This is a genomic window from Frankia sp. CpI1-P (assembly GCF_001421075.1).
In the GTDB taxonomy this organism is placed as follows: Bacteria; Actinomycetota; Actinomycetes; order Frankiales; family Frankiaceae; genus Frankia; species Frankia torreyi.
Map to the genome: position 1 here is coordinate 15,683 of NZ_LJJX01000068.1, position 16,111 is coordinate 31,793.

The following is a 16,111-nucleotide window of genomic DNA, read 5'->3' on the forward strand; positions in this document are numbered from 1 at the left end:
AAGATCGGCCCGCCCGACCGGGGAGCGCTCAGCACCGATGGGCACCCGGTGCGGTGGCCTGCCCGGACGAACGGGACGGGTTGCGCGGCGCCGGTCGCCTCTCGCGCCGGCCGAAGCCGGTGGCCGCCGGGCCTCGGCGGTGCCGGCCCGGGGCCCGACACGATCGGGCTGTGGGATTGTGGGCGAACTCCACGCGCCATTTCACCCATCTTCCCGGTTTCGACGTCAGAGGATGGGTAGAGCGGGGAAATCCTCACGATCAGGGGGCAGTGCGAGCGATGGCGACCGACCGCGCCGCGGGCCAGGAACGTAGGCTCGCCGGTCGCTACCGGCTCGGGCGGGTGCTCGGTAGCGGCGGCGGCGGCGTCGTCCGCGAGGGCGAGGACACCCTGCTGCGCCGCCGGGTGGCCATCAAGGAGGTCCGGCGACCGCCGGTCGCGTCCCCGGCCGAGCGGGCGCTGCTCAGCGAGCGGGTGCTGCGCGAGGCCCGCGCCGCCGCCCGGCTGCGTCACCCCGGTCTGGTGACGGTCTACGACGTCCTCGACGCCGACGACCACACGTGGATCGTCATGGAGTACGTCGACGGCACCTCGCTCGCCGATCTCATCCGCGGCGCCGGCCGGCTGCCGCCACTGGAGGTGGCCCGCATCGGCGTCAGCCTCGCCTACGCCCTGGAGGCCGCGCATCGTGGTGGTGTCGTGCATCGCGACGTCAAGCCCGGCAACGTCCTCGTCACCGTCGACGGGCAGGCGCGGCTCACCGACTTCGGCATCGCCGTCACCGAGGGTGACGCGACCCTGACCGAGGCGGGGACGCTCGTCGGGTCGCCCGCCTACATCGCCCCCGAGCGGGCCCGCGGCGCCCGCGTCGGCGCCGCCGGGGACGTGTGGGGACTCGGCGCGACCCTGTTCACGGCCGTCGAGGGAGTGCCGCCGTTCGAGGGCGAGGGGCCGCTGGCCATCCTCGCGGCCGTGGTGGAGGACCGGCGTCGGCCGTTCCAGCACAGCGGCCCTCTGCGCGGGGTCCTCACCGAGCTGCTCGACTCCGACCCGGCGCGGCGCCCGTCGCTCGCCGAGGCCCGCGGCCGGCTGCGCGAGATCGCCGACCGGCTGGAGGAGACCGACCACACCCTCGACGGCACGCTGGTGGAGATCCCGCAGCTTGACCTGGACGGACTCAACGGCCTGGATGGCCTGGATGGCGCGGCCCCGCCGCCGGCGGCGACCTCGGGTCCGGCCGCGCGCCCCGCTGCGGCCGGCGCCCCCGGCCCCGCCGTGGGCGCCCCCGCCCCCGCTGCCGGGTCGCCAGCCGAGCCGCCAGGCCGACCTGCCCCGAGCGCCCGATCCACCCCCGCCGACCAGCCTGCCCCCGCCGACCAGCACGCTCCCGCCGACCAGCACGCTCCCGCCGATCAGCCTGCCTCCGCCGCTCTGGCCGCCCCCGCCGGCCCGCCCGGCCCGCCCGACCAGCCTGGCCTGGCTGGGCCGGGCGGCCTCGATGCCGGAGCGAGCTGGGATGGCCGGTCCGGTTCCGCCGGTGAACCCGACCAGGCTGTTCCGGCGGGTCTGGCCGCTGCGTCCGGAGCCGCGGGCGGGGTCGACCCGGCCGCGGCGCGCCGCGATCCGGCCGGGCCGGCGCGTCGGCGGCGCATCGCTGTGCTCGCCGCCGTCGCGGCCGTGGTGATCGCTGCCACGGCGATCGTGCTCGGCCTGGTCCTCGCGGACGGCGGCTCGCAGGCGTCCCCGCCGGCCGCCGCGACGTCGCCGGCCGCCCACGCCACGTCGCCGGCACCGCGGGCCTCGGCGACGGCCACGGCAGGGGCGGCGCCGGCCACGGCGACGTCGGCGCCCGCGACCGGCCCGACGCCGGCAGCCACGCCGTCCGCGGCGTCCACCGCGTCGCCCGCCGTGGCGCAGGTCGGCGACAACCTCGGCGCGCTCATTCCGGACACGACCGACCCCGCCGACGCCCCGGACGGCTACACCCTCCACCGGGACGGTAGCGGCTGGTCGGCGGCGCTACCCGCCGGCTGGCGGATCTCCGAGCGGGGCAACGGGCGGGTGATCACCACCGCGCCGTCCGGCCATCCGGATCTGTTCATCGACGTGCAGCCGAAGGCGGGCCCGTCCGCCATCGGCGCCTGGCAGGACCAGGAGCCCGCGGTCCGCGGGAGCTCCGCCGGCTACCGCCGCCTGTCCATCCGCCCCGCGGACGGCGGCGCCGGGACCAGTGCGGCGATCTGGGAGTTCACCTTCACCTCCGGCGGGCAGACCATCCACGTCCTCGACTTCGGGGTGGTCCGCAACGGGCACGGCTACGCGCTGCGCTGGCGGGTCCCGGAGCAGGGCTGGGACGCCGCCGTCGGCCAGATGCGTACGATCTTCGCCTCGTTCCGCCCCGGCCCCTGAGCCCTGGTTTCTGAGCCCTGGTTTCTGAGCGCCCGCGACGCGGCGGCGCGCACCGCGTGCCGGTCGGGGTCGACGAGGACGAACTCCTCCTCGACTCCGACCGTCCGTACACCCTCGGTCGTCATTGTCGCCAGTGTCCCGGCCGTACCTGCGCAAACGCCGGCGGTGGGCGGCGTCAGTCCGCCGTGCCCACCCGGGTGATCAGCGCCGGGATCGCCGCCCACAGCACCGTCAGGACGACCAGGGTGGCGCTCGCGGCGACCACGGCCGTGGTCCGGCCCTTGGTGACGTCGAAGATCAGCAGGACCACCCCGGAGATCGCCAGGGCCAGCACGGCGAGCCCGACCTGGGCGAGCCGGTTGGNGATCTGGACCAGCGTCTCCTTCTCGCGCCTGCGGAACAGGGCGCGGTGCAGACTCACCGGCATGATCAGCAGCCCCGTGGCCATGATCGACAGCAGCACGATCGCGAGGTAGAGCCACTCCTGACCGTCGGTGAGGTCGGCGAAGCGATTCTGAAACGNCAGGGCCAGCAGGAAGGCGGTCAGCAACTGCACGCCCGTCTGGGCCACCCGCAGCTCCTGCAGGATGTCGGCCCAGTTGCGGTTGCGTCGCTCCTGCGCGGACTCCGCGTCCTCCTGGTCGGCGCGCCGGCCCGGGCCGGGCAGGTCGGGTGGGTCGGTGCTGGCGGTCATGGCGGACGATCTACCCCGCTGACCCCGCCCCACACGAACCGGCCGACCGGGTGCATGACCCATCGGGCGACGGCCGTCCACTCATCCGCCCAGTGAACTAGCTCACACCGGGTGGTGGGCTGGAAATCGGCAGCCCACGTGCTCATCTCGTCGCCCGGGACAGGCACCCACAGGTGACGTCAGCCCGGTCGAACCGCCACGAAGGCAGCCATCGGGGGCCGGGATGCCGCAGGTCGGCCGTCTGGGACGACACCCGAGCGAACCGGGTGCCGTAGAATCCCGGCGGCGACTCGCCGACCCTCTCGGTGTCGATTCCGCGTTCGAACTCGATCGACGCGCTCCACCTGCGCGCCGGCCATGGCGTGCCCGGCCACGGCCTGATCGTGACCACTGCGGCGCCGGCCCGTCGACGAGCACCCGCCCGCACCCATCGCTGTGATCACGGTGGCGGGTCCCGGCGCGGCATATGTTGATACCCAGACGGAGTAGACGTGAAGCGGAGTCTCGGTGACTGATTCGACGATCATCTATACCCACACGGACGAGGCCCCGGCCCTGGCCACGTACTCGTTCCTGCCGGTGGTGCAGGCGTACGCGGCGACGGCCGGCGTCCCGGTGGAGAGCCGCGACATCTCCCTCGCGGGGCGGATCATCGCCAGCTTCCCCGAGCATCTCGAACCCGGGCAGCGCATCGACGACGCGCTCGCCGAGCTCGGTGAGCTGGCGAAGACCCCCGGGGCGAACATCATCAAGCTGCCGAACATCTCGGCGTCGATCCCGCAGCTCAAGGCGGCGGTCGCCGAGCTGCAGCAGCAGGGCTACGCGCTGCCGGACTACCCCGACGACCCGCGTACCGACGCCGAGCGCGACATCCGCGCCCGCTACGACAAGATCAAGGGCAGCGCCGTCAACCCGGTGCTGCGCGAGGGCAACTCCGACCGTCGCGCCCCCGCCTCGGTGAAGGCCTACGCCCGTGCGCACCCGCACCGGATGGGCGCGTGGAGCTCCGAGTCGAAGACGAACGTCGCCACCATGGGCGCCGACGACTTCCGCTCCACCGAGAAGTCCGTGATCCTGCCCGCGGACGACACCCTGCGCATCGAGCTGGCCGGTGACGACGGCAGCACCACCGTCCTGCTGCCGGCCCTGCCGGTGCTCGCCGGCGAGGTCGTCGACGCCGCCGTCCTGCGGGTGGCCGCGCTGCGCGAGTTCCTCACCGCGCAGATCGCCCGGGCGAAGGCGGAGGGCGTGCTGTTCTCCGTGCACCTGAAGGCCACGATGATGAAGGTCTCCGACCCGATCATCTTCGGCCACGTGGTCCGCGCGTTCTTCCCGAAGACGTTCGCCGCCCACGGCGAGGCGCTCGCCGCCGCCGGGCTGTCCCCGAACGACGGCCTCGGCGGCATCCTCAAGGGCCTGGCGTCCCTGCCCGACGGCGCGGCGATCAAGGCGTCGTTCGAGGCCGAGATCGCCGAGGGCCCGGCCCTGGCGATGGTCGACTCCGACCGCGGGATCACCAACCTGCACGTGCCGAGCGACATCATCGTCGACGCCTCCATGCCCGCGATGATCCGCACCTCCGGCCACATGTGGGGCCCGGACGGCGCGGAGGCCGACACCCTCGCGGTGCTGCCGGACTCCAGCTACGCCGGCATCTACCAGGTCGTGCTCGACGACTGCCGCGCCCATGGCGCCTACGACCCGGCGACGATGGGCTCGGTGCCCAACGTCGGCCTCATGGCGCAGAAGGCCGAGGAGTACGGCAGCCACGACAAGACCTTCGAGATCCCGACCACCGGCACCGTCCGCGTGGTCAACGCCGCCGGCGAGGCCGTGCTGGAGCAGGCGGTCGGGGCCGGCGACATCTTCCGCGCCTGCCAGACCAAGGACGCCCCGGTCCGGGACTGGGTGAAGCTCGCCGTCACCCGCGCCCGCGCCAGCGGCGACCCGGCGGTGTTCTGGCTCGACGCCACCCGCGCCCACGACGCCCGGCTGATCGAGAAGATTCGGGCCTNCCTGCCCGAGCACGACACGACGGGTCTGGAGATCCTCGTCAAGTCCCCGGAGGAGGCGATCGCGTTCTCGCTGGAGCGGATCCGCCGCGGCGAGAACACCATCTCCGTCACCGGCAACGTGCTGCGCGACTACCTGACCGACCTGTTCCCCATCCTGGAGCTCGGCACGAGCGCCAAGATGCTCTCGGTGGTCCCGCTGATGAACGGCGGCGGCCTGTTCGAGACCGGCGCCGGCGGCTNCGCGCCCAAGCACGTCCAGCAGCTCGTCAAGGAGAACTACCTGCGCTGGGACAGCCTCGGTGAGTTCCTCGCGCTCGCGGTGAGCTTCGAGCAGTTCGCCCTGTCCACCGGCAACACCCGGGCGAAGGTCCTCGCCGACACCCTCGACCGGGCGACCGCGACGTTCCTCAACGAGGACAAGTCGCCCGCCCGTCGCGTCGGCGGCATCGACAACCGCGGCAGCCACTTCTACCTGTCCCNGTACTGGGCCCAGGAGCTGGCTGCCCAGACCGACGACGCCGCCCTCGCCGAGGCCTTCGCCACCCTGGCGAAGACCCTCACCGAGCAGGAGCAGACCATCGCCGAGGAGCTGCTCGCCGTGCAGGGCANCCCCGCCGACATCGGCGGCTACTACCAGCCCGACCCGGTCAAGGCCACCGAGATCATGCGCCCCTCGAAGAGCTTCAACGAGGCCCTCGCGCTCCTCGGCTGACCGACCGTCAGCTCAGTGACCGCACCCGGACCTCCGGGCCCGCGGACATGCCCGAGCTCATCGCCCGCCCGTACGAGGCGGGCGATGAGCTCGTCCGCATCAACGCCCAGGGCGTGGTGCGAGCCTCATCGGGTGGTCGCCCCCGTGGGGGATGACGGGGCGGGGGTCGGCTGCCGCTCGGAGTCGCCGTGGCACCGCTCGGGTTTGTAGCACTGTGGCACCACGAACGGCGACGCCGGCGGGTAGGTGACCACCAGCCCCGGTCCACCCGAGTTCGCGTTNGGCCCGGCCGTGCGCTGCGGAAGGTTCTCGCCCGGACTGTTGGCACCGTAGAAGGTCCGGCTGATTCCCTGAGGGGTGCCGGTGCCGGTGCCGGTGCCGGCGGCGGCGGCCGGAGGCGGCGCGGCGCCACCGCTACCGGCCGGGATCGGAGACGGTGGGATCCGGGCAGGCTGGGTGGCGGCGGCCCGGCGTACCGGCGTACCGGCCCCGACGCTGCCGGCCCCGACGCTGCCTGTACCGATGCTGCCCCTGGCCGGGGCGCTGTGCGTTGCGCCCCCCGCGGCGGGCGCGGGGATTGCGGACGCGGCCACCGCCGCCGGCTGCCGTGCGTCGATCGTTCCCCGGCCGGAGGTGTCGCCCGACGCCGCGAGGCTGGCCGTCGCCGAAGGCGGGGCCGCAGGCCGCCCGTTCGGCTCTTCGCCACCATTCGACCCACCGCAGCCCGCCAGGCCGACGGTGAAGACGGCGGCGGCGACAATGGTGCGCCTCACCTGTCGCCTGCTCGCCCGCGCGGTCAGGAGCTGCGCCTTCCCCCACCCGGGCTTCCTCTGCGGCGCTCGGCTCCCTGTCCCAGCGCTGCCGGCGGGCAGCCTGTCGGGCGGATCCCCCTGCACATCGTCCCGCCCGAACACCGATGCTCCCGCGTCCACCGCAGCCCACCCCTAAGCCGATCACCGGTCCGCCACCTCCGCGGACATACGGTAAGGACCTTCTCGCGCAGCACAATTCGGCAGATCAAGGACTCTCCGCCCGCCTCCAGCGCCCCTGCGGCATGGAGACGGCGGCGAGAAGAGCGGCGAAGNGACGCGGCAAGGCCGGTGTGCTGCTCGTTCCGCCCGCCGGGCCGGACGGAACGAGGGCACGTCTCAGAGGTAGGTGGCGCCGAAGGCCTCGATGAACTCGAGCGACTCCTTCGGTGACCCGCCCGGCGCGGAGATGATCAGGTTGGTGACGCCGGCGTCGGCGAGGGTCTGGAATGCCTCGCGGTGGCGGTCGGCCTCCTGGTCGGGGCGGTTGATGGTGGCGTCGAGGTAGGCCGGGGCGATGTCGAGCTGTGCGCCGCGCTCGCCGGCCAAATCACGCAGCTCGCGGATCTTCGCGGCCATGGCCTCGGTGGTCGCGAGCTGAGCGGTCCTGGTGGTGGTGAACAGCTCCGCCGGCCCCCCGAGTGGCATCCAGCCCTGGACCTTCTGCGCGACCCGGCGCAGCGTCAGCTTCGAGTTGCCACCGATCCAGATCGGGATCGGGTCCTGCACCGGCCGGGGCCGGGCGATCACGTCACGCGCCGAGAAGTGCTTGCCGGTGTAGCTGAACGGGTCACCCTTCCAGTGCAGCGGCAGCACCTCGAGGGCCTCGTCGAACAGCTCGTTGCGCTCGTCGAAGTCGACGCCGAGGGCGAAGAACTCGGCCTTCTGGTAACCGGTGCCGACACCGAGCGTGAGCCGGCCGTGGGAGATCTTGTCCAGGGTCGCGGCGGACTTCGCCAGGAGGAACGGATTGCGGTAGGGCACCACGGCCAGATAGGTCAGCAACCGCAGCCGAGTGGTGACGGCGGCCGCGGCGCTGAGCGCGACGAACGGGTCGAGCGACTGGTGGCCACCCGACGCAAGCCAGCGGGCGCCGGGGATCGGATGCTCGGTGAAGGCGAACCCGTCGAAACCGGCGGCCTCGGCGGCGACGGCGAGCTCGCCGACGTCGCCGCTGTCCAGCAGGTCACCCTCGGTGCCGTTGGTCTCGGGATACTGGTACACGAACCGCAACGCACTCTCCTCGTCCACCCGGCCCGTCCGCTCGACGTGCCCCACACCACACACTGCCCTTTCTTGACGCTTGTGCCAAGTGAAGCACCGACCAGCCCGACCGCCCGGCCCTCGCCAGTGGGAGCCGGGCCCGCACAATCCGGCTGTGGGTAGCCGTCCCCGCCCGACACCGGTGTCGGACTCCGGCTTTGTCAGCCGACGTCGACGACCACGACCGTGGTGTNATCGCGGGTGCCGGCGGCTTCGGCGAGGGCGAGCAGCGCGGCCGCGGCCTGCGCGGGCGGGAGCGCCCCCATGCCGTCGATCCTGGCGGCGACACCCTCGGGCGTGAGCATTTCGGTCAGCCCGTCGGTGGCGAGCACGAACCGGTCGTGAGCGCCGAGCGAGACCGTGATCGTCTCTACGGTGAGCGCGTCCGTCTGGCCGACGGCGCGCAGCAGCGGCCCGCCGTCGATGGCATGCGGCCGGGTGATCACCGCGCACGGCGTGTCCGGGCCACGGTGCCAGATGGTCCCGTCCCCGACGTGCGCCACGACCGCCGTCCGCTGGCGGCCGGACGGACGGACGACCAGCACGTCAACGGTGGTTGCCATCCCGTCCAGACGGGCATCGGCCCGGGCCCGCGCACGCACCGCCGTGTTCGCGGCGCGGACCGCCTGCTCGAGGGCGGTGGCCAGGTCCACCTGGCGCGCCGGCCGCAGCGCGGCGATCGTCGTCAGCGCCAGTGCCGAGGCGATTTCCCCAGCCGCCTCGCCGCCGACACCGTCGGCCACGCCCGCGAAGTTGTCGCCGACGAGGTGGAAGTCCTCGTTCGTCCGGCCGCCGGCACGGGTGGCCGCGCCGGCGACGACGGCTCCGGGCGCAGACGGCGCGGGAGTCGGCCGGCCGGCGGATTCCGCCACCGCCACCGCCAGCGGCTTCGTGACGGCCGGGCTGACCGCCGGGGCACGCGGGACGCGCGGGACGCGGGACGTGAACGGGGGCGGCGGGAGCGAGGGAGCGGCACCCAGATCGGCTGTTGCGAGGCTTCGGCCGCCGGGCAACGGGTTGGCGGGGTCCGCGGCCGAACCGTCCGCGTCGTGACCATCCGCGTCGTGACCGTCCGCGTCGCCGTCCGTCGCGGTGTCAGTCCGGGGCGCGGGGCGGTAGGCCGTCGGCAGGGCGGCCCTGGGCCGGCTGGCCGTCCGGAGCCGGCGACCGGGCCGTAGCAGGGTCAGGTCGACGGGACCGTCCGGCAGCCGCGGGCCGCGCAGCACGACAAGAACGACGATGGCGCCGAGGGCGAGGACGCCAAGGGCGACGAGGACCAGGACGGCATTGATGGCGTGCTCCCTCCGCGGGCCCGCGCCGGCCGGCGCGGGCGGGGCGTCCTGTCGGCATGGATGATCCCAGTGTGCCCGGCGCGGCTACCGACCGACGCGGCCCACCGGAAGATTCGTCTGTCGCGCGCTGCGGACCGCCGCGTGGACGCGGCCGAGGTCGGCGCGGGCCGCCTCCAGCGCCCGTCTCGGGACGACCCCCTGACCCGCGCGGCGGTCGGGGTCGTACGACAGCCAGCGGTCGGCGAGGTCCGCGACCGGGGCCGGCAGCTCCCGGTGGATCGCGTCGAGGCGAACCGGCCGGACGCGCTCGGCCAGCTGGTAGTAGGAGAACAGGTCGAAGTCGCTCACGCCGGCCGCGAGGTACTCCCGCAGGAGCGGCGCCTCGCCGNCGACAAGCTGATAGAGGATCCCGCCGATCGAGAACAGGTCGGCCAGCGGCGTCGACCAGTCACCCTCGTGGGAGAGCTGTTCCGGTGCGCAGAAGAACGGGGTTCCCATCCGCAGCAGGGCGGATGGTCCCGGAGTGCGCTGGTAGAACCGGGCCAGCCCCCAGTCGATGATCCGCGGTGTCTCCCCGTCGAGGACGACGTTGGCCGGCTTGAGATCGTGGTGGACGAGGCCGCGTTCGGCCGCGGCGGCCATTCCCGCGAGGATCTGGTCGGTCGTCCGCAGGCACCAGCCCAGCGGTCGGGTCGGCCGGAGCGTGCAGTGCCGCTCCAAGCTCCCGGGATGGTATTCGGGCATGACGATGAACAGGTAGCGCTGCCCCTGCACGCTGTCGGTGAACGTCCCGTAGTCGAGGATCTCGCCGATGAACCTCCGATTCCGGCCCGCGCCGCCCGGCATCTCGTCCGCGACGTCCATCTCCCGCTGCAGCGCCCGCGCCTTGGCGAGCTGAGTCTCCGCCGCGCTGCTCTGCCGTCTGTCGACGGCATGGACCGTCTTGATCACAATCTTCGGCTCGCGGCCCTGCAGGTCGGTGCCGTGCCAGACCACCCCCTGGCCACCCAGATCGGCGTTGCTCAGCGGCCGGTCGATCCGCCAGCGATTCTTGATCACCTGACCGATGAGCGGCTGCTCCGGCACCGTGTCGGGGATCGGCCCAGGGTCCGGGGCAGGGTCCGGCCCGGGATCCGGGGCAGGGCCCGGGCCGGGGTCCGGGGCAGGGCCCGGGCCGGGCATCGGAACGGGGGAAGGCTCCGGCTCCGGGCCGGGGCCGGGGTCGGGCCCTGGCTCCGGGGGCGGCATCGGGACGACGAGGACGTCGTCATCCGGCGGCGGTGTCGGCTTCGGGATCGTCGGGATCGGCGTGGGCATCGGCCTGGTCGGCGGCAGGGGCATCCGGTAGCGGTACGCCAGGTCACGCAGCCTCGCCGCCTTGTCCAGCTCGATCCTCATCAGCTCGAGCTCGGCCTCGGCCTCCTGCCGGGCCTCCGCGATCCTCTGCTGGGCCAGGAAGGCGTTCACCGCCCGCTTCTCGTAGTACTCGAGGAGCCCGGNGGCGATGTCCTTTGCCTTCGCACGGTGCGCGGTGTGGTTGCGCCACAGCTGCAGGGCGTTCGCCTTGCCGTCGAGCTGGCGGGCCCACAGGACGCTGCGTTCCCGCTCGGCCTGCGCGGTGCTGTCCAGGGTCCGCTTGAACATCAGCGGGGCGAGGTCGATACCGAAAAGCAGCAGGGTGAGGATGATCCGCCAGGCGAGCACCGAGTGGTCGTCCATCGTCAGGCGCCAGAATCCGGCCTCGCGCAACAGCAGGTCGTCGCCACCGTCGATCTTGGCTGTCTCGGTCTTCAGGTAGGTGGCCCGGTCGGTGTCACGAGTGGCTCGGAACGTCGTGAGGCTCCTCTGCGCGGCCGTGACCGCATCCTGCGCGGTCGTCTGCTCGCCCTGCCGCTTCTGGAGCGAGTCCAGCGCCTGCTGGAAGATGGGGCCCGGGCCGCGCTCACACGGCTGACCCTTGTAGGTGCCCCCGACCTGCTGGCAGTTCACCCAGGTCTGGGCGTCGGTCACCGCGCCGTCCGCCTTCTCCTTTGNGGCGACGGCGTCGTCCCGCTCCTTGCTGCGCACCTTGTCCTCTGCCGCGCGGCCCGCGTCCCACTTCGCCATCGCCTCGGCCAGGCGCTCGGACTTGATCTCGTCCTTTTTCGGCTCGATCGAGTCGGCGAAGAACGACAACAGAATCGACTCGGTGACCAGGAGCCCGGCGCAGATGGCGATGAGGATCCGCACCCAGTGGGTTCCGCTCACGTGGCGGATCCGGACTCGGTTGCGGCGCGCCCGGTAGCCGGCGACCGTCAGCAGGACCGACCGGTCGATGAAGAGGATGAACGCCGCGTAGACCAGGNCGAACGGCAGCGTCGCGACCAGCGAGGTGTGGAAGCCGAGCGCGGCGACGTTCGCGCCCGCGTAGACCGCGAGCCCGGCGGTGAGCAGCATCAGCACGCCGGCCGTGACGAACCGGGACCGGTCGTCCGCCTCGACCGTGCCGGGCGGCGTGCCGGTAAGGAAGATCAGCAGGTCGCCGACCCGGCGGCCGAGCCCCGGACGATCGAGGCGCGGGGGCGTCCCGGACCCGTCCCCGAAGCCACGGTCCGGGCCATGCTCGGGCCAGGCGGCCGCCGCTGGCTCATCGGCCTCGCCGAACGAGCCGACATCCGGCCATGGNTCGGCCACATCGTCGTCCACGGATCCCCCGTCCCGTGCCCACCGTCGCTCCCCGCGCGCGGTCGATGGCATGACGTCAGGTCGAACGCTAGCTGGCCAAACGGCCAGGCGGAGTCGTGTTGCCGGCGTTTTGGGGAACCGCTGTCGCGACGGCCATGACCATCGTCCTCGCCGGGTCGTCCTGCGGCGGAGTGCCGTGGCGCGGCTGCTGCCGTCTCCGCGATGAGTGGCCGCGGGGTAAGCGGACAGGCTGAGGACATCTGCGCGCCATCGCCTGGCCAGGACGGACCCGCACACTCGGCCTGTGCAATGGCCGGGCACGCCGTGACCCGCAACCCGGTCGCCCTGGAGCAGGTGGGCGACAAGCTGCGTCTGCTCGCCGCGCCCGACGACGGCGAAGAGACCGCCGGCACCGAACTGCTCGTGTACGAGGCGCCCATCGGCTGAGCGAGGCGTTTCGGGCTCCCGCCGGCACCATCGGCTTCCGCGTAGCTGTCTGATCCCGCGTAGCTGTCTGATCCCGGCTATGACCTGATCCCGGCTATGACCTCACACGATCTAGCCGGAGCCCTGGGGGATGTCGGCGGCTGCGACCGCCGCGGCGACGGCAGGCAGCGCAGCTTCGCCGGCCTGGCGTCCGGCGGCGATCAGCCCCTGCACACCTTTGGGTGACCAACGCGAAACCCCGACCGTGGCCGGGTGGATCAGCACCTCCGGCGCACGTTCGTCTCGCCTGACCGCCGCATGCTCGCCGCGCGGGGCACGCAGCGTCTCCAACATCCGCCCGGCGGTCTGCACCCTGCTGTCCGTGTCACCGTTGAGGCTGACGGCGATGACCAGATCAGCTCCCAGTGCGCGTGCCGCCCACACCGGCACGTTGTCCGCCAGCGCCCCATCGACCAGCAGGCGGCGTCCAATGCGTACCGGNGGGAACAGGCCGGGCACGGCACTGGACGCCCGCAACGCGCTGCTCAACGGCCCTTCGGTCAGCAGGACCGCCTCACTGGCCCGGATGTCCCACGCCAGCGCGCCGAAACGGCGACCGAGATCCTCCAGCTTCTCCACACCGATGTGCTTCTCGACGCTCAGCTCAAGCGGAGAGGTGTCCAGCAGGCCCCACCGTCGCCGCATGTTGAACTGCGCGAAGTCGGCCCAGTTCGCGGACAGGACCGTCGCGGTGAGTACCTCACTACTCAGTCCGGCCGCGTAGCCGGCGCCGATCAGCGCGCCTGCGCTGGTACCCACGACGACAGGGCAGGAGATACCCGCCTGCTCGAAAACCTCCAGCACGCCGACATGCGCGGCACCCAGGGCGGCCCCGCCACCGAGCACCAGGCCAAGTCGTGGGCGCTCGTCCGAGGACCCCTCGCTCACGAAAGACACCACCTCGGCGGACGCGGACATCGTCTCGACGTGCCCATCACCATACGCNCCTCGCCGCCGTAGAGAGCCGCCGTGGACAGCCGCCGTGGACAGCGGAAACACGATCCCTGGAGGCCGTCGTCGCGCGATGCTTGATCTCCGTCAGGAGAAGATGTCGGCGGCGGTGACCACCAGGGTCCCCGGCGGGGCGTCGCGGACCTCCTCGCGAGCGCAGAGGGAGAGGCGAACCGAGCCGGGGTCGTCCGTCCCGTCCGTCCCCTCCGAACCGTCCGAACCCGCTGGAATGGCCGGTGGCGCGGCGGCCCGCAGAGCATGGGCCTTCTGGCGAAGTACGCCCGCGAGTCTGTGGCCATCGGCCGTGCGGGCCCACTTTGCCTCGCCTACCAGCACGGGACGTCTGTCCCTGCCCGCGAGCACGACTGCGTCGATCTCGTCCTGGCCGCCGGCACTCCAGTACGACCCCACGGCGACGACGTCGGGGCCCAGTGTGCCGCCGACGGCGAGCCGGCGCAGATGCTCGCGAAAGGCTTCCTCCCACGGCGCGCCGAGATGATCGTCCAGACTGTCGATCAGTACTGGAAGCAGTGCCTTTCCCAGGCCGCGTTCGATCTCCGCCCGGAAGCGAGAGAGCACGCCGAGGTAGAAGGCCAGGAAATTGTCGGCGATTCGGTAGACGCGTCGCCGACTGCGAGCTGTGTCGGTGACCGGAGTCATCCGTTCAGCCAGCCGTAGTTCGACGAGCCGATCCAGGGTGCGGGCCGGTTCAGCGCGGATATAGTCCTTGATCTCATTGTACTGTGTGCGACCCGCGGCGATGGCATGCAGTACGGCCGCCGGGAATTCACCGTGCTCCACCTCGGTGGCCAGCACCAACTGTCCTTCGGTGAGCAGGGGCGCCCCGGGCCGGCAGGCCAGCCGTAGCAGGTTGTCGGCGACGCCGGAATCCTGGTCCCACCATGACAGGTAGAGCGNCATTCCGCCAACCAAGCCCGTACACGAGCGCCCGGTCCGCCGGGGTGAGACCCGGCAGCATGAGCGCGGCCTCGTGCGGACGGAACGGATACAGCGAAAGTGACAGGTCAAACCTGCCGTAGAGGGGTGCCCGCTCCTCCGCGCAGAGCGGTCATGTGCCNCACGGCCGACCCGCACAACAGTAGCCGCAGCCTGGTCCTGCCGATCGTCCGGTCGAGGAAGGCCCGCAGGATCCCCGGCAGGTCGGGTGAGGTGGTGNCAATCTCCGNAAATTCGTCCAGGACGACGAGAAGCGGCTCCTGTTCGGCCGCGGTGGCGAGGTCGTCGAGAGCGTCGTCCCAGTCGATGTAGGGACGGGCGGTAAGGTCCCGGATGCGCCCGGGCGCGGCGGCCGCCACCTGACGGGACAGCTGCGCCAGCTCCCCGGCGGCCGCCCGGCCGGCCCCGGTGTGAAACACCGACCGCCGGCCCTCCGCGAAGCGCTGTACCAGCGCGGTCTTGCCCACCCTGCGCCGTCCCCAGATCACCGCGGGCCGTGGATCGCTCGAGTTCCACCACGCATCAAGGGCGGCGAGTTCCTCGGTGCGATTCACGAATGCCATGCCTGCCTCAGCTCCGCCGGCCACAACTTACATCTCCTGTAACTTACACCTGCCGTCAGTTACATGGCTCGTCAGTAAGGTTGGCCGTCAGACTGCCTGGCCGATGACGAAGTCGAAGTTGGGCGCAGGACCGACCGTGCGTTGCAGGGTCTCCACGACCCGGCGGGGGTTGTCGTACGGGCCGGACAGGTAGAACGGCTTGCCGTCCTTGCCGAAGGTGATCGCTGAGGGCCCATCCCAGGGTCCGAGGTGGCCGGCGGCCGGGGCGAAGTCGGGGTGGGGCTCGAAACCGAGCCCACGGGCGTACTCGACGGAGCCGAAGACCAGGTCGGCGGCCAGCTCGATCGGTGCGGCCTGCCAGCCTTCCGGGTGGGCGGCGAAGTACTCGGGTACGAAGCGTGCCAGCTCGACCTCGGTCCTGATGTCGGGACCGAGGGCATTCTTGACTCCGAGGCAGTAGACGTCCGCCAGGTACCCGCACGTCGACACCTTGTCCCAGCGGTGCTTGCGGGCGACCAGCACGCTGACGAGCCCGCCGACGTCGTCGGGCTCGGGCGCTTCGTCCACCCAGCCGCGCGATGGGTCGACCGTGAGGCCCCGGCTCCAACCCGCACTGATCCAGCACCCGACGACCGGCGGCTCACCGGCCACGGCCTGGGCCTGCGCCGCGGCGGCCCGCACCAGCGGGGTCACCATGGACGGCGGCACCCCGAGGATGCGCGCGATCTGTTTCGGCGACTTCCCCTCGCCGCGCAGCTCGGACACCCGATCCCGAAGTTCAGCTTCCCGAAGTTCAGCGTTACCCATGGACGCCGATGCTAGCGGGGATCACCTGGACGTCGATGGCGCTGCTCCGCGGTGCCGAGCCTGTCGGGCAGGAACGGGGACGGCTGGCCGCCGAGGCGGCGGCGAGCCTGACCCGGACGGAGCTGGTGCGGCTCGTCGTGGCGCAGGCGGCCGAGGACCGCTTGTTCGTGGCCAGGGTGCTGCGGCGGGCCGGGAAACTCGATCCGCCGAGTCCGACGGAGCTGATGCGGATCCGTGGGCTGGTGCGGGCTACCGGCAGGATTCCGGTCGACGACCACCGGTGGCAGCTGCACGATCTGGTCGAGGCGGGCCGAGGGATGCTGGCTGAACTGGAGATCCTCGCGGTTCGGCCGGCGACCGCGGAGCTCCTCGGCGTCGTCGAGGACGCGATCGAGGCCTGGGACGGGTTGGCCGAGCATCTACAGGATGAGGTGCTGCCCGTTTCACGGACACGCGATAGTTGGACTATATCAGCTTTACGCCGCCTCCG

Annotated in this window: 9 protein-coding genes and 15 pseudogenes; 8 read left to right on the plus strand and 16 right to left on the minus strand. The window is 72.3% G+C overall.

Annotated elements, in window-relative coordinates:
• Positions 1 to 278: 278 nt before the first annotated feature.
• Positions 279 to 2,408 (plus strand): serine/threonine-protein kinase, encoded by a 2,130-nt coding sequence (locus tag FF86_RS27610; protein WP_044888027.1) that lies wholly within the window; start codon positions 279 to 281, stop codon positions 2,406 to 2,408.
• 175 nt (positions 2,409 to 2,583) lie between these two features.
• On the opposite strand, the gene FF86_RS59145 is transcribed toward FF86_RS27610, so the two are convergent.
• The 3 genes and pseudogenes from FF86_RS59145 to FF86_RS59155 form a co-directional block, all read right to left on the minus strand.
• Positions 2,584 to 2,771: DUF6328 family protein (locus tag FF86_RS59145; RefSeq protein ID WP_242419744.1), on the minus strand; the 188-nt coding region annotated here is incomplete at its 5' end.
• 1 nt (position 2,772) lies between these two features.
• Positions 2,773 to 2,930 (minus strand): annotated as a pseudogene (locus tag FF86_RS59150) (DUF6328 family protein); the annotation flags it as partial.
• Between the two features lies 1 nt (position 2,931).
• Positions 2,932 to 3,102, minus strand: a pseudogene (locus tag FF86_RS59155) (DUF6328 family protein); the annotation flags it as partial.
• A gap of 507 nt (positions 3,103 to 3,609) precedes the next feature.
• On the opposite strand from FF86_RS59155, the gene FF86_RS27625 reads away from it, so the two are divergent.
• The 5 genes and pseudogenes from FF86_RS27625 to FF86_RS59175 form a co-directional block, all read left to right on the plus strand.
• Positions 3,610 to 5,116: NADP-dependent isocitrate dehydrogenase (locus tag FF86_RS27625; RefSeq protein WP_242419745.1), on the plus strand; the 1,507-nt coding region annotated here is incomplete at its 3' end.
• Between the two features lies 1 nt (position 5,117).
• Positions 5,118 to 5,356: pseudogene (locus FF86_RS59160) on the plus strand (NADP-dependent isocitrate dehydrogenase); the annotation flags it as partial.
• A gap of 1 nt (position 5,357) precedes the next feature.
• A pseudogene (locus FF86_RS59165) lies at positions 5,358 to 5,596 on the plus strand (NADP-dependent isocitrate dehydrogenase); the annotation flags it as partial.
• Between the two features lies 1 nt (position 5,597).
• A pseudogene (locus tag FF86_RS59170) lies at positions 5,598 to 5,725 on the plus strand (NADP-dependent isocitrate dehydrogenase); the annotation flags it as partial.
• Position 5,726: 1 nt separating this feature from the next.
• Positions 5,727 to 5,829 (plus strand): annotated as a pseudogene (locus FF86_RS59175) (NADP-dependent isocitrate dehydrogenase); the annotation flags it as partial.
• A gap of 1,148 nt (positions 5,830 to 6,977) precedes the next feature.
• Here FF86_RS59175 and FF86_RS27635 read toward each other — a convergent pair.
• The 7 genes and pseudogenes from FF86_RS27635 to FF86_RS68895 form a co-directional block, all read right to left on the minus strand.
• Positions 6,978 to 7,889: an LLM class F420-dependent oxidoreductase gene (locus FF86_RS27635; RefSeq protein WP_044888039.1), complete on the minus strand. Its 912-nt coding sequence runs from the start codon at positions 7,887 to 7,889 to the stop codon at positions 6,978 to 6,980.
• A 206-nt stretch (positions 7,890 to 8,095) separates the two neighbouring features.
• Positions 8,096 to 9,127 (minus strand): annotated as a pseudogene (locus tag FF86_RS68870) (protein phosphatase 2C domain-containing protein); the annotation flags it as partial.
• Between the two features lie 150 nt (positions 9,128 to 9,277).
• Positions 9,278 to 9,581, minus strand: a 304-nt coding sequence (locus tag FF86_RS68875) for a hypothetical protein (protein WP_396230133.1), incomplete at its 5' end; no start/stop codon positions are given.
• Between the two features lies 1 nt (position 9,582).
• A pseudogene (locus tag FF86_RS68880) lies at positions 9,583 to 10,591 on the minus strand (protein kinase); the annotation flags it as partial.
• A 102-nt stretch (positions 10,592 to 10,693) separates the two neighbouring features.
• Positions 10,694 to 11,226, minus strand: a pseudogene (locus FF86_RS68885) (DUF4407 domain-containing protein); the annotation flags it as partial.
• Position 11,227: 1 nt separating this feature from the next.
• A pseudogene (locus FF86_RS68890) lies at positions 11,228 to 11,537 on the minus strand (DUF4407 domain-containing protein); the annotation flags it as partial.
• 1 nt (position 11,538) lies between these two features.
• A pseudogene (locus FF86_RS68895) lies at positions 11,539 to 11,710 on the minus strand (DUF4407 domain-containing protein); the annotation flags it as partial.
• A 471-nt stretch (positions 11,711 to 12,181) separates the two neighbouring features.
• Here FF86_RS68895 and FF86_RS63265 point away from each other — a divergent pair.
• Positions 12,182 to 12,304 carry a hypothetical protein gene (locus tag FF86_RS63265; RefSeq protein WP_255354353.1) on the plus strand — a complete coding sequence of 41 codons (123 nt, stop codon included), beginning with the start codon at positions 12,182 to 12,184 and terminating at the stop codon, positions 12,302 to 12,304.
• A 111-nt stretch (positions 12,305 to 12,415) separates the two neighbouring features.
• Here FF86_RS63265 and FF86_RS59180 read toward each other — a convergent pair.
• The 6 genes and pseudogenes from FF86_RS59180 to FF86_RS27660 form a co-directional block, all read right to left on the minus strand.
• Positions 12,416 to 12,784 (minus strand): hypothetical protein (locus FF86_RS59180; RefSeq protein WP_242419746.1); only part of this gene is annotated, 369 nt, incomplete at its 5' end.
• Position 12,785: 1 nt separating this feature from the next.
• Positions 12,786 to 13,261 (minus strand): annotated as a pseudogene (locus FF86_RS68900) (patatin-like phospholipase family protein); the annotation flags it as partial.
• Between the two features lie 120 nt (positions 13,262 to 13,381).
• Positions 13,382 to 14,110: a DUF234 domain-containing protein gene (locus tag FF86_RS59185; RefSeq protein ID WP_242419747.1), complete on the minus strand. Its 729-nt coding sequence runs from the start codon at positions 14,108 to 14,110 to the stop codon at positions 13,382 to 13,384.
• A gap of 263 nt (positions 14,111 to 14,373) precedes the next feature.
• A pseudogene (locus FF86_RS59190) lies at positions 14,374 to 14,470 on the minus strand (hypothetical protein); the annotation flags it as partial.
• Between the two features lie 11 nt (positions 14,471 to 14,481).
• Positions 14,482 to 14,814 (minus strand): annotated as a pseudogene (locus tag FF86_RS59195) (ATP-binding protein); the annotation flags it as partial.
• 87 nt (positions 14,815 to 14,901) lie between these two features.
• The gene (locus FF86_RS27660) at positions 14,902 to 15,579 is read right to left on the minus strand and encodes a helix-turn-helix domain-containing protein (protein WP_242419748.1); all 678 of its coding nucleotides are present in this window, start codon (positions 15,577 to 15,579) and stop codon (positions 14,902 to 14,904) included.
• A gap of 50 nt (positions 15,580 to 15,629) precedes the next feature.
• Between FF86_RS27660 and FF86_RS27665 the strand changes: the two are divergent.
• Positions 15,630 to 16,111: pseudogene (locus FF86_RS27665) on the plus strand (hypothetical protein); the annotation flags it as partial.